The sequence below is a fragment of the Paenibacillus beijingensis genome (assembly GCF_000961095.1).
Classification (GTDB): Bacteria; Bacillota; Bacilli; order Paenibacillales; family Paenibacillaceae; genus Paenibacillus_O; species Paenibacillus_O beijingensis.
The window spans coordinates 5,315,184-5,328,344 of sequence record NZ_CP011058.1; the positions used below are offsets into that span (position 1 = coordinate 5,315,184).

General features: G+C 54.1%; 13 protein-coding genes. 6 read left to right on the forward strand and 7 right to left on the reverse strand.

All coding sequences use genetic code 11. The features are described from left to right. Positions 1–62 precede the first annotated feature (62 nt). The gene (locus VN24_RS24000; protein WP_045672478.1) at positions 63–1,040 is read right to left on the reverse strand and encodes an alpha-ketoacid dehydrogenase subunit beta; all 978 of its coding nucleotides are present in this window, start codon (positions 1,038–1,040) and stop codon (positions 63–65) included. A gap of 47 nt (positions 1,041–1,087) precedes the next feature. Further along, complete coding sequence (gene pdhA, locus VN24_RS24005; RefSeq protein WP_045672479.1) at positions 1,088–2,167, reverse strand: pyruvate dehydrogenase (acetyl-transferring) E1 component subunit alpha; 1,080 nt, start codon at positions 2,165–2,167, stop codon at positions 1,088–1,090. 322 nt (positions 2,168–2,489) lie between these two features. Between pdhA and VN24_RS24010 the strand changes: the two genes are divergently transcribed. Next, a complete protein-coding gene (locus VN24_RS24010) occupies positions 2,490–3,221 on the forward strand; it encodes an alpha/beta hydrolase (RefSeq protein WP_045672480.1) in 732 nt (243 codons plus the stop codon). 72 nt (positions 3,222–3,293) lie between these two features. Here the strand turns inward: VN24_RS24010 and VN24_RS24015 are convergent, their stop codons facing one another. Together VN24_RS24015 and VN24_RS24020 are read right to left on the reverse strand one after the other, a co-directional pair. Beyond that, positions 3,294–3,782, reverse strand: a complete 489-nt coding sequence (locus tag VN24_RS24015) for a low molecular weight protein-tyrosine-phosphatase (protein WP_045672481.1) — start codon at positions 3,780–3,782, stop codon at positions 3,294–3,296. Between the two features lie 20 nt (positions 3,783–3,802). After that, positions 3,803–4,522, reverse strand: a complete 720-nt coding sequence (locus VN24_RS24020) for a trimeric intracellular cation channel family protein (RefSeq protein WP_082084114.1) — start codon at positions 4,520–4,522, stop codon at positions 3,803–3,805. 185 nt (positions 4,523–4,707) lie between these two features. On the opposite strand from VN24_RS24020, the gene VN24_RS28610 reads away from it, so the two are divergent. The 4 genes from VN24_RS28610 (at position 4,708) to VN24_RS24035 (ending at position 9,202) form a co-directional block, all read left to right on the forward strand. Beyond that, entirely contained in the window at positions 4,708–5,109 is a 402-nt protein-coding gene (locus VN24_RS28610) for a thiamine pyrophosphokinase (RefSeq protein WP_338012200.1), read from the forward strand. Further along, the gene (locus VN24_RS28615) at positions 5,109–5,366 is read left to right on the forward strand and encodes a hypothetical protein (protein WP_338012242.1); all 258 of its coding nucleotides are present in this window, start codon (positions 5,109–5,111) and stop codon (positions 5,364–5,366) included. The genes VN24_RS28610 and VN24_RS28615 overlap by 1 nt, the downstream gene beginning before the upstream one ends. Positions 5,367–5,583: 217 nt before the next feature. After that, complete coding sequence (locus VN24_RS24030; RefSeq protein ID WP_148505296.1) at positions 5,584–7,377, forward strand: ABC transporter ATP-binding protein; 1,794 nt, start codon at positions 5,584–5,586, stop codon at positions 7,375–7,377. Then, complete coding sequence (locus tag VN24_RS24035) at positions 7,361–9,202, forward strand: ABC transporter ATP-binding protein (protein ID WP_082084115.1); 1,842 nt, start codon at positions 7,361–7,363, stop codon at positions 9,200–9,202. Before VN24_RS24030 ends, VN24_RS24035 begins: the two co-directional genes overlap by 17 nt. Before the next feature lie 57 nt (positions 9,203–9,259). On the opposite strand, the gene VN24_RS24040 is transcribed toward VN24_RS24035, so the two are convergent. Beyond that, positions 9,260–10,048: an MBL fold metallo-hydrolase gene (locus VN24_RS24040; RefSeq protein ID WP_148505297.1), complete on the reverse strand. Its 789-nt coding sequence runs from the start codon at positions 10,046–10,048 to the stop codon at positions 9,260–9,262. A 388-nt stretch (positions 10,049–10,436) separates the two neighbouring features. Between VN24_RS24040 and VN24_RS24045 the strand changes: the two genes are divergently transcribed. Continuing rightward, positions 10,437–10,922, forward strand: a complete 486-nt coding sequence (locus tag VN24_RS24045) for a C40 family peptidase (RefSeq protein ID WP_052703128.1) — start codon at positions 10,437–10,439, stop codon at positions 10,920–10,922. 142 nt (positions 10,923–11,064) lie between these two features. On the opposite strand, the gene VN24_RS24050 is transcribed toward VN24_RS24045, so the two are convergent. Next, positions 11,065–12,426, reverse strand: a complete 1,362-nt coding sequence (locus tag VN24_RS24050; RefSeq protein WP_045672484.1) for a HAMP domain-containing sensor histidine kinase — start codon at positions 12,424–12,426, stop codon at positions 11,065–11,067. Then, on the reverse strand, positions 12,423–13,121 hold the full coding sequence (locus VN24_RS24055; RefSeq protein WP_045672485.1) for a response regulator transcription factor: 699 nt from the start codon (positions 13,119–13,121) through the stop codon (positions 12,423–12,425). The genes VN24_RS24050 and VN24_RS24055 overlap by 4 nt, the downstream gene beginning before the upstream one ends. Positions 13,122–13,161 lie beyond the last annotated feature (40 nt).

Here is a 13,161-nt window from a genome sequence, read left to right on the forward strand (position 1 = left end):
ACATACTGGCAAGCGGTGCTGTCAGTTTCGTCTATTGTTGCCGTTAAGAAATAGGAAAGGGATTAAAATTCCAGCACATTTTTGGCAGCCGCCACAATACGGGCAGGTGTAGGCAGCCAAGCATCTTCGATTTGAGCGAACGGATAAACGGTATCCGGGCCTGCTACCCGCAGCACGGGAGCTTCAAGATGAAGAATCGCTTTTTCGTTAATTTGCGCGATGATTTCCGCAGCCGCACCGGACGTTTTTTGTGCTTCCTGCACAACGATTGCCCGGTTCGTTTTTTGGATGGAAGCAACGATCGTGTCGATATCAAGCGGCAGCAGCGTACGCAGGTCGATGACTTCCGCTTTGATGCCGTTCTTTTCAAGCTCGTCGGCCGCTTTGACGGCGGTATGAACCATCATGCCGTAAGCGATAATCGTAACATCCGTGCCTTCGCGAACGACGTTCGCTTTGCCGATCGGCACCGTGTACTCGCCTTCCGGAACTTCGGCGCGGAATGCCCGGTACAGATTGAGGTGCTCCATGAAAAAGACAGGGTCGTTGTCGCGGATCGCCGAGATCATCAAGCCTTTGGCATCGTACGGGTTGGAAGGCACGATAACTTTGATGCCCGGCGTTTGCAGCGCGAGACCTTCCAGGGAATCGGTATGCAGCTCGGCAGCTTTTACCCCGCCGCCGAACGGCGTGCGGAATACGATCGGGGCGTTGTAGCGTCCGCCGGAGCGGTAACGCATGCGCGCCGCCTGAACGAACATTTGGTCAAGCGCTTCATAAATGAAGCCGACAAACTGGATTTCCGCGATGGGACGGAAGCCTTGCACGCCCATCCCGACCGCCATACCGGCGATAGCGGATTCGGCCAGCGGCGTATCGAAGACGCGGTCTTCGCCGAATTCTTTCTGCAGCCCTTCCGTTACCCGGAACACGCCGCCCGTATGACCGACGTCCTCGCCGAAAATAAACACGTTTGGATCGTTTTTAAGCTCCGTCCGCATGGCGTCGCGGAGTGCTTCAAGCATATTCATTTGAGCCATGATTACAGGTTCCTCCTTCAATCGATCAGCGAATTCAGCAATCTATATTATTGGAAATCGGATTTTTGCTCTTCCAGATGTTGCGGTGTTTGTTCAAACATCGTGTCGATCAGGCCGGCAACCGTCATTTTTTCCGTCGCTTCGGCTTTCTTGATGTTTTCGTTTACAGCCGCTTTCGCTTCCTCTTTGACGCGCTCCGTATCTTCTTCCGACCAAAGACCTTTCTTGGCCAGGTACTTGCCGAAACGGATAATCGGATCCTTCAGGCTCCATTCGCCTTCTTCGTCTTTCGTACGGTATTTGGTCGTGTCGTCAGCCAAGGAGTGCGGACGGAAACGGTACGTCAGCAGCTCGATCAGCGTTGCGCCTTCGCCGTTGCGGCCGCGCTCCGCCGCTTCCGATACCGCTTTGTAAACCGCAAGAACGTCCATGCCGTCGACTTGAACGCCTTTAATGCCGGCGGCAAGCGCTTTGTGGGCGATCGATTGGGCAGCCGTCTGTTTCTCGTACGGAGTCGTAATCGCGTAGCGGTTGTTTTGAACCGTGTAAATGACCGGCAGCTTGTAAGCACCGGCAAAGTTCAAGCCTTCGTAGAAATCGCCTTCGGAAGAACCGCCATCGCCGGTATACGTAATCGCGACGCGCTTCTCGCCTTTTTTCTTAAACGCCATCGCAACTCCGGTTGCATGCAAAATTTGCGCGCCGATAATGATCTGCGGCATCAAAACATGCACGTCTTCCGGAATTTGTCCGCCGTGCTGATGACCGCGGGAATACAGAAACGCCTGGTACAACGGCAGTCCGTGCCATACGATCTGCGGCATATCGCGGTAGCCCGGGCAAATGAAGTCGTCTTTGTTCAGCGCGTATTCGCTGCCGATCATGGAAGCTTCCTGGCCGGATACCGGCGCATAGAAGCCGAGACGTCCTTGACGGCCGAGATTAACGGCGCGTTCGTCCCATGTACGGGTAAATACCATACGGTACATTAATTCTTTCAATTGTTCGTCGCTCAAATTCGGCATCAGATCAGGATTTACAACTTCGCCCTCCGGCGATAAAATCGTCAGCGCTTCAACGTCTGGACTTTCAACTTCGTAAGGAACTTTGTTAAGCAGCTTGCTCATAATCAACGATCACCTCGATCAAAATATTTGAATATCGTTGTCTTCTGTTATAGAATTATTATAAACCTGTTTAGCGAAATTGGTCAAAATAAAAAAGTGAAAATACCGCATTTTTCATTGATTTGGGCTTTTTTTCGGGGAAATTGTATGTGTAACAGTTTAACAAAATCAATAATACAGAGTAGTACAATAGCGTTTTCACCGATCCGGCACCGCAGCCGCAGCACGGGGCCTTTGAATGCCCTAATTCCGATGCTGTATCTCATTCTATTGTTTACCCGAAAGCGTATCATTCCATGCAGCAAATAAAGGAGAAATCGAAATGACGGACGACCGCTATTTAAAACGGACGATTGTAAAAGAAACGGCCGTAAGCTCCTTTCTTCCGGAAGGAAGCCGCGACCTGCGCATTTATTTGCCGCCCGGTTACAACGAAGTGCTCAGTTATCCGGCCGTGTACTGCCAGGACGGCGAAGACTTCTTCAACTTCGGGCGGATCGCCACGATTGCCAACAAGCTGATCCTGGACGGCGAGCTGGAGCCTTTTGTTATTATTGGCGTCGATGTGAACAAAAAACTGCGTACGAGCGAGTATTCGCCTGACGGCGGGCGTCACGAGGCATATGTACGCTTCTTCGGCGAAGAATTGGTTCCTTTCCTGGAATCGCGGTACCCGATCCGCCGGGAACGCTCGGAGCGGCTGCTTGCCGGCGATTCGCTGGGAGGCACGGTATCGCTGCATCTGGCGCTGCGCTATCCGGATCTGTTCTCCAACATTTTGTCCCTTTCCGGCGCTTTTTATGAAGCTTCCCAGGCAATCGTGGCAGCAGCTGACAATCTTGCCGGGCTGAATCTGTACATGCATGTCGGGCTCCAGGAAACCGCTTATGAGACCGATCACGGGACGTTCGACTTCGTAACGCTGAATCGGCAGATGAAAGAGTTGCTTGAAGCGCGCGGCGCCAGCCTCCATTATACCGAGAAAGACGGCAAACACCAGTGGGGCTCTTGGCAAAAGGAGCTTCCGGACGGTCTCGCCTACTTTTTGGACTAACCGCGAAAGCAGGCTCTAGACATAATGAAACCCCCGGACTTGGCGGACTGCCAAGCTCGGGGGTTTTCCATATTACCGGGATTCGCTCACAATCCGTTCAAGCAGCCGCTCGCAACCGGCGCGGACCAGCTCATACACTTCATCAAAATTACCGGTGTAATAAGGGTCTGGCACACCGTCAACTCCCTTGTCAGGCACCAGATCGGTTAACTTGAACACCTTCCCGGAAGCGGAAAGCCCATGCTTCGCAGCCGCCACCAGCACACCGGATACATTGCTGTCGTCCATACATACCAAGTAGTCGAACGTCTCCAGGTCGCCGCGGCGAAGCTGCCGCGCAATGAGGCCGTCCGCGCGGATGCCTTCCCTTTCAAGTAGCTGTCTCGTCCCTTTATGAGGCGGATGACCGACATGCCAATCCCCCGTTCCGGCGGAATCAACCTTAATCGAGCCGGCGAGCCCTCTTTCCTCAATCAAATGCCGCATGACCGCTTCCGCCATTGGAGAACGGCAAATATTGCCCAAGCATACAAACAGCACGCTGACCGGTTTATGATCCATACGTTTCTCTCCCCTTCCCATTAACGCTCGCCGTCTCCGCCGATGCGGCCCTTGACTCGCTTTCCTCCGAACAGACTGGCGAAAAGGGCAGGTCTGCCGTGAATGAGCGAAACGTTCGGTTCCGCCGAAAAGCCGTACAGCGAACGCCTCGGCAGCTTCCATTTAAACGTGACCGAGAGCATGCGCACCACAATGACGGATACAAACAGCAGCATCAGTTCAACGGTCGTTTGAACCCATCCAAAGCCTACTGCCGCTCCGGCCAGCATCGCCCATACCGCGTAAATTTCGTCTCTGAGCACAAGCGGCTTGCGGCCGGCAAGAATATCGCGGATCATGCCTCCGCCGATGCCGGTCAGTACCGCCGCTACGAGCACTGCGCTGAGCGGATGCTTCATCTCCGTTGCGTAAATCGCACCCTGTATGGCAAAAGCCGAAAGGCCGATGGCGTCAAACAGCGCTTCGCCTCTCCTCCACGTCTTCAGCCATCCCTTCGGCATTAAAAATGCGACGGCTGTTGCGGCCAGCGCCACTTTAAGCAGCGTCCCCTGATTCCACAGCGTCGATGCCGGCACTCCGATGAGCAGATTGCGGATAACCCCGCCGCCGAATGCGGTCACAAGCCCAAGCACAAATACGCCCAATATGTCGTATTCCTCTTCCATGGCGACAACCGCGCCGCTGATGGCGAAAGCGGCCGTACCGATAATGCTGAATATTGTAAAAATTTCCGTATCCAATTGCTTCTTCCTCCGAATTTTAGTTAACAATCGAAACCATTTTTTGTTTTATGCCCGTTCTATTGTATCGCCAGCCGCCGCTTCGCGCAATAACGCATTTTACGCCTTCCGGTTGCCCCCTGCCGCCAGCACGGGTATACTTTCTAACATCATGAATTGCTTTTCGCGGAAAGGACGAATGCGATATGGACCTTCAGATGAGCAGCAGCCGCGTTGTGATCTTCACGGGGGGCAACCTCGGTGATTGGGCGCTGCGGCTGCCGCAGCCGGGCGATTATTTGATAGGTGCAGACAAAGGCGCATTTTTTCTGCTGGAGGCCGGTTTCACGCCCGATCTCGCCGTCGGCGACTTCGACACCGTTACGCCGGAGCAGCTCGAGGCGGTTCGCAGCGGCAGCCGCGTTTTTCGCGGCTTCGATCCGATCGACAAAGATTACACCGATACCGAGCTCGCTTTCCGGATTGCGCTGGAACGTGCGCCTGCGCAAATCGTCATTGCCGGGGGCTCGGAAGCCGTTTTGACCACTCGCTTGCCAATGTGCATCTGCTTCGAACCGCGGGTGAAGCGGGTGTTGACACCGTCGTGATGGATGCCGACAATGCCGTGCGTCTCATCGGCCCCCGCGGGGCGCTCTGCATTCGCAGCGAAGGCTACGATCAAGTTTCGCTGCTGCCGCTGTCGCCTGTCGTTACGGGCATTACATTAACCGGATTTCAGTATCCGCTGACGGATGCGGAGCTGACAATCGGGCAATCGCTCGGCATCAGCAACCGGCTTTTGGACCGCACCGGCACCATTTCCATCTCCGAAGGGCATCTGCTCGTTATCCAAAGCAGGGGCTGATTAGCCCCTTTTCCCCCATAACGCTCATTTTCCGAACCGACCTCCCGGGTGCTCCCTTTTTCTTCCGAAAACATACACTAACGTTAATATCTTAGAGGTGAAACATTTTGCACGCAAAGGTATAATATTTAAGGTTATAGCCAGCAACTGCTTTCACCGTCCTATTGGCGATCGAAGTTTCGCGCCGCAATGTGAAAGTTAAAGTGTGCAGCTAAAAATGTTCTTATCTTTAATCAAGGCGCAGGGAAGTGATCAATTGAAAGCGCAGCGGCTCCTAACTTATTATTTGCGGTCAAAAGCGTTCTACTACTTGTTCGCCATTCTGTTGATTGCGGCAGGCAACGTGATTCAAGCCTACTACCCCAAAGTGCTCGGACAGTTTACCGACCGCCTGAAAAGCGGCAGCATCACCATTCCCGACATCGAACGGTACGGACTTATTCTGCTGGTGATCGGCCTGCTGTACGGCTCGATGGCCGGGCTCGGCCAATATGTCATTATGCGGCTGGGACGCGGGTTCGAGCTCTTGACTCGCGGCAGCCTGTTCCGCCACTTCACAAGCTTAAGCGAATCGTATTATTCCAAACATGGAGTCGGACAGATGCTCAGCTACGTTATGAATGACGTCACCTCTGTCCGGGAATCGATTTCCGTTTGTCTCAACCATACGACGAATGCTTCCATCCTCATTTTGTCCGCCGTCGTCATGATGCTGACCAGCTCCATCCCTCCGTTTCTAATCGTTACCTGCGTCGCTCCGCTGCTGTTCATTCCATGGCTGGTCGTCCGGTTCGGCCCGCAAATCCGGCAGCGTTCGATGACCGTGCAAAATTCGCTCGGCGCCATGACCGAAGCGGCGGAAGAACAGTTCGGCGGCATCCGGGTAACGAAAAAATTCGCCGTGGAACGGATTATGATTACCCGTTTCGGCGCCAAGGTGGACGATATTAAAGCGAATCAGCTGCAGCTCGTACGGATCTCCTCGGTTTTTCAGGCGCTGCTTCCGTTTCTCGGCACGCTTTCGCTTATCGTGACGATCGCATACGGCGGGTTTTTGACGATGCGGGGAAGCATCTCGATGGGCAGCTTCGTGTCGCTGACGCTGTACGTCCGGCTCATGATTAACCCCCTTCAACAAATCGGCAACGTCATCAACACGATGCAGCGCTCGCGCGCATCGCTGGAGCGCATCGGGAAGCTGCTGGCTACCGAAGGCGACATCCAAGAGCAGAAGGAAGCGGCGCCGCTGCTTCAGCATAGTGCGGATATCCACATCCGTTCCCTGTCGTTCCGTTATCCCGGGTCCGGCCGCGATGCGCTTCTCGGCATCAATCTTACGATACCGGACGGAAAAACAGTCGGCATCATCGGCAAAACAGGCAGCGGCAAAACGACGCTCGTCAAGCTGCTGCTGCGCATTTACGACGCGCCAGCAGGCACGATATATATCGGCGGGCGCGAAATCCGCACCGTTACGCTCGAAAGTTTGCGCGGCGACATCGCTTACGTTCCGCAGGACGGATTTCTGTTCAGCACGACGCTGCGGGACAATATCGCCTTCTCGCAGCGGGACGCATCGCTTGCGGCTGTGGAAGCGGCGTCCAAAGAAGCGCACATTTATGACAGCATAATGGGCTTCAAGGAAGGCTTCGGCACGAAGCTGGGCGAACGGGGAGTCACCCTCTCCGGCGGTCAGCGGCAGCGCACTTCGCTTGCGAGAGGACTGATCAAAGACGCGCCCATTCTCATTCTGGACGACAGCGTCAGCGCCGTCGACGCCGTCACGGAAACGGCGATTATCGGCAACATCCGGCGGCTGCGCAAAAAGAAGACGACGCTCATTATCGCTCACCGGATCAGCGCGCTGAAGCACGCCGATGAAATCATCGTGCTCGATGAAGGGCGGATCGCGCAGCGGGGAACGCACAGCAAGCTGCTGCTGGAGGAAGGAATATACCGGGAGCTGTATCGCCTGCAGGAAGGAGGCGCGAAAAATGCGTCCGCAACGTAACCGCACAGACAGCCGAAACGAGGGCACAGGCAGTATCGCTCCCGCCGTATCCGGCAACAACGCGATACCGGGAAAAGCGTCTTTCAAAGGCATTCTCGCTTATGCCAAGCCGCACCGCAAAACATTCTTCGGCGTCTTCGGCTGCACGCTCATTGCCATTTCCGCCGATTTGCTGCAGCCTTATCTCGTCAAAATCGCCATCGACGACAACCTGATGATCGGCCGCAACGATTACGGCATGCTGCTTATTATTTGCGGCATTTATTTGCTGCTGTCGCTGCTCAGTTTCCTGTTCTCCTATTTGCAGAGCAACCTGATCCAATTCGCCGGCCAGAGCATCGTCGCCCGCATCCGCAAAGATCTGTTTGCGCATATTACGCGGTTGTCTCCGTCGTTTTTCGACCGCTTCTCCAGCGGAAGCCTCGTCACCCACGTGTCGAGCGACACCGAGACGATCAACCAGTTTTTTACGCAAGTTTGTCTCAGTCTCATGCGCGACGGTATGACGTTAATTTTTATTATCGTGCTGATGTTCCAGCTCGATCCCGTATTGGCCGGATACAGCATGTTGCTGCTGCCGGTCATTGCGCTGATTGCGGTCTCGTTCCGCTCCTATATGCGCAAAACGTACCAAGCGTCACGTTCCCGGCTCTCTCGCCTGATCGCTTTCGTGGCGGAAAATTTGGCAGGCATGAACCTTATTCAGGCGTTTCACCAGGAAAAGGAGCAGCAGCTCGAGTTTGACGAGCGGAACCGGTTCTATTACAAAGCGAATCTGCGGGAAATCCGCACAAGCGTGCTCTTCAACCGTTCCTTCGATCTGCTCGGCAATCTGTCCATCGCTTTTTTGACGTGGATCGGCGGCAGGGCGGTTTTTCATCACACGATCGAATTCGGCGTCTTGTACGCGTTCATTACGTATATCCGCCAGTTTTTTCAGCCGATCAACGCCATTACCCAGCAGTGGAACACGCTCCAATCGGCGTCGGTTTCAATGGAGCGGATCTGGAATCTGTTCCGCACGGAACCGGATGTGAAGGAAGCAGCCCGCCCATTATCGATGCCGGAATCACCAGTTCAGGGGCAAATCGATTACAACCGCGTCGTGTTCGGCTACAATGCGGAGGAACCGGTGCTGAAGGGGCTCGAACTTCATATCGCCCCTGGAGAAATGATCGGGATCGTCGGCACGACGGGCGCGGGCAAAAGCTCGCTGATCAGCCTGCTGTGCCGGTTTTATGACGTGCAGCAGGGCAGCGTGCGGATCGACGGCACCGACATCCGTGACATTCCGCTTGAGCAGCTGCAGCGGACGGTCGGGCTGGTGCAGCAGGAGCCGTATCTTTATTCCGGAAGCATCCTGGATAATGTGAGGCTGTTCGATGAAAGCATATCGAGGGAAGATGTCATTAGCGCCTGCCGTTTCGTCGGCGCGGACGATCTGGTGCGCAGGCTGCCCGCAGGCTATGAAACGATGCTGTCGGATAAAGGAAGCGGCTTGTCGGCCGGCGAAAGGCAGCTGATATCGTTTGCCCGGATCGTCGTATTCCAGCCGGCCATTCTTATACTGGACGAGGCGACGGCCAATCTCGATTCCCGGACAGAGCAGACGGTGCAGCAGGCGCTGCAGGCGGTTTCCAAGGGCAGAACGACACTTGTTATCGCCCACCGCCTCTCCACCGTTATGGGGGCCGACCGCATCATCGTAATGAGCGCCGGCATGATTGTCGAGGAAGGTACGCATGCGCAGCTGCTGCGCATGCGGGGTTACTACGAGCAGCTGTACCGGCATTCGCAGGGCAGCGCCGAGATGGGGATCGGGTAGCACGTATTTAAAAATAGAGCGGAAGACAGCGGTTGTAACCGGCTGTCTTCCGCTTTTTTAAATCTCCACCTTCATCCCCGTGCGCGCAAACTGCATTTGTTGCGGAAGTTCGTAGTCTTTGCGCAAATCAATGTCATGAGACAGATGAGTCAGTATCATTCGGCCCGGACGAAGTTCGTTCAGCAGCTCCATCGCTTCCGTTACGTCATATACCGACCGCGTTTCGTACGGATACGGTTCGTGATAAAAGCTGGTGCCCAATATGAACAAATCAAGGTCTTCGAAAGGGCGCTTCTGCTCCGCTGTCAAGCCGATCGAATCCGAGCAGTAAGCAAAGGCTCGCCCCGTCGTTTTATGTTCAAAACGGAAGGCGTAGGCATAGCCGTTTTTCCCATGATGAACTCTCCACGAGGAGACCTCCCAGTCGCCGAACATACGCGGGGCGTCCAGTTCATGGAAATCGATCTGTCCCTTCAACCATGGAAAGCGTCCCAACACTTCGGCAATAACCTCGGAAGGCGCATATGCCTGTCCTCTCGATTCGGTCCAGCGGCAGGCGTCCGCCCACTCGACAAGCCCGCCGATATGATCGAAATGAGCATGCGTGATCAGGATCCGCTTCGTTTGCCGCAGTCCCGCCGCCTCCATCTGTCTTCCCCAGTCGGGGCCGCAGTCAATGAGAATCGTGTTTTCTTCCTCGGTTCCATCCAAACCGTCAATCTGCAGCAGCGAGCGCAGCCTGCGGTTGCCGCCGACGGCCCGCGCCTCCTCGCAAACGGCGCAGGGGCAGTATACACGGGGCACTCCCATAGAGTCTCCGGTTCCCCGAAACGTTAATATAGCCACGGCTGTTCTCCCTTTTCATCGCTAAGTTTTGTCTATATGAGCATATCATTGTTGCTCATATTTGCGCAAAATATTGGCCGGAATTGTGCATTTCAAGCGTTATCAACCACCATCAGCCATAAACGCGTTGCATGAATAAGCACCGCTTGGGTCCGTTACAATATTCATGCGCTTTTTATTTCCTGCAAAAAAGCATCTGCCGAGTCCGAAAGGAATGTTTATTCATTTAGAATTAGAAAATTCTCACTCAATTCTCATAAAGACGTCTGAGACGCCGTAGATCAACACTTCCATCCTTCTTGGTAAATATTAGGTTATATAAATTATGGTAAAGTAACACTCAGATAAAGGATATTTCAGTCAGCATGATGGAGGGACAACAATAACTATGCGCAGCATGAGATGGATTCGTAAAGTCGTCGGCGTCAGCCTCTGCGCCGCCATCGGGTTTTCCTCGTTTGCTTTCGGCACTTCCGACAAGGCAGAAGCCGCCACTCCGAAAGCGGAAAAAATCCTCAAAACGGGCAAACAATATTTGGGCGTCAAATACCGCCTCGGCGCTCCGAGCGGCGTTACATACGCATTCGATTGTTCCTCGTTCATTCAATATATTTATAAGAAAAACGGAATTTCCCTTCCGCGGACGACACGGCAGCAAGTCACAAAGGGCAAAAAAGTTTCGCGCGGTTATTTGAGCAAAGGCGATCTTGTTTTCTTCACCGGCAGGTCGGGCAGGAGCATCGGCCATGTGGGCGTTTATGCAGGCGCTAACCGGATCTTGCATACATACGGCAAAACCGGAGTCACCATATCCAGCTTGGGTACATCTTATTGGAAAAATCATTACGCAACGGCACGCCGCGTCATCCTTTAGATAAACGGCTGAATACTGCCAATTGGTACCACCAGGATGAGTCAACCGCAGCAAAATGCAAAAGAACCTTCAGAACCACTATATATCGTGGGACTGAAGGTTCTTTGCATGTTATGGGAAAAACAGGGGCTGCTGCGTCGAATTACGAACGGGTAATGTCGGGAAACTGCAGCGTGATGGTCGTTCCTTTGCCGGGCTTGCTGAACACGTCGATCTGGCCTTCGTGCATATCGACGATCCGCTTGGCGATCGACAGTCCGAGCCCGACGCCGCCGGTCGTTCTTCTGCGCGCGCCATCCACCCGGTAAAACCGTTCAAACAAGAACGGGATATCATTTTCGGGGATGCCCATCCCTTTGTCCGTCACCAGAACACGCACCGTATGCCGGACGGAGCTGATCGTCACATCGATCGGCTCTTTGCTGTATTTAAGCGCATTGTCCAGCAAAATGACGAGCAGCTGGCGGATTTTGTCCTTGTCTCCGGTCATCTTCACGCCGGTTGCGACGGTGTGAACCCGGATTGGCCGCTGAAACGTGGCATGCAGCATTCCCGCCAGCTCGTCCACGAGCTGCACGACATCGAACGTTTGCAGGTTCAGCCAATCCTCCTGCTCCGCTTCCGCCAGCATAAGCATCGACTTGGTCAAATTTTGCAGCCGCTCCGCTTCCTTCGCGATCGCCTCGATCGCTTCGTTGCGCACGTTAACGTCGTCACTGCCCCACCGCTTCAACATGCCCGCATAGCTGCTGATGACCGTCAACGGTGTCTTCAATTCATGCGAGGCATCGGCGACGAACTGCTTCTGGCGCGCAAAGGTGCGGTCGAGACGGTCGATCATCTGGTTAAACGCCCGGATCAGCTGCAGCAGCTCTGCCGATTCCTCCTTGTCTCCCATCTCGATTTTGCGCAGCTTGCCGCTGCGGTCGATCTCCCGCATTGTCTGCACCATATGCTGGATCGGCGCAGTCAGACGCGATGTGAACCAGTACGTGCCGAAGATCGCAAACAGAATCGCTCCGCTGCTCGTAACGGCAAGCGCCACGACCAGCACCTGCAGATAGCTGTCGAGCGAATTCAGCTTGCGGTCGATCTCCAGCATCCCGATAATTTCCGTTCCGACATAAAGCGGAAACTTCGTATACAGGACCCGTTTGCCCGAAACCCTCATTTGCCCGGATTGGTGGATCGGCTGAAAGGTGGCGGGAATGGAAAGCAGCTCGTTGTCCGAGCCTTGAACGTTGACGGTCTTGCCGCTTGGCGTCACGATGCGGATTAACTCGTTCACATTATAAAATTCCCGGAGCAGCCCGGGATCGGCCAGCTGGCCGGCCGATTGAATTTTCGTGTTCTCCAAAATTAAGTTCATTTTGTTCGCCATCAGCTGCTGTTCGCTGCGCGTCGTAATTTTGATGACAAACAAATAAACGAAAATATTAAACAAAATCAGAATAAAAATAAGCCAAAAAATTGTAAATAAAGTAAACCGCTTGCGAAGAGTCATGCGTCCGGCTCCTTCATCATATAACCGACGCCCCGTACCGTATGAATCAGTTTATGGCGGAACCCTTTGTCCAGCTTCTGACGCAAGTACCGGATATAAACATCGACCAAATTTGTTTCGCCCATGAAGTCGTAGCCCCATACTTGCGACAAAATATCTTCACGGGATTTTTCCTCGTTCTTGTTCTCCGCCAAAAAAACGAGCAGCTCGAATTCCCGCGGCGTCAAATCGATGGCCAGCTCTTTGCGGTACACTTTGCGGGTGCGCAGCTCGATCGTCAAATCGCCGATCTTGATCAGGTCGGAGCCTTCCGATTCCTTCGGATTTTGCTGAAAAATGCGCAGCAGATTCCGTACCCTGGCGAGCAGCTCCTCCATTGCAAACGGCTTCGTCACATAGTCGTTGGCGCCGTGCTCAAAGCCGCTCACTTTGTCCGGCACCGTGTCGCGGGCAGTAATCAAAATAACGGGAATCGGATTGCCGGCCTGGCGCAGCCGCCTCAGCACCTCGATGCCGTTAAGCTCCGGCAGCATCACATCCAGCAGCACCAGATCCCATTCGTTGGAAGTGGCCATCGTAAAGCCCGTACGGCCATCGGTCGCATGTCCGACCGTATACCCTTCATGCTCGAGCTCAAGCTGCAATACACGTGCGATGCTTTCTTCGTCTTCAATGACCAATACGCGTTCATTCATCTTGATGTCTCACCTTCGCTCCTCCGGTCTTTCGTCCGTA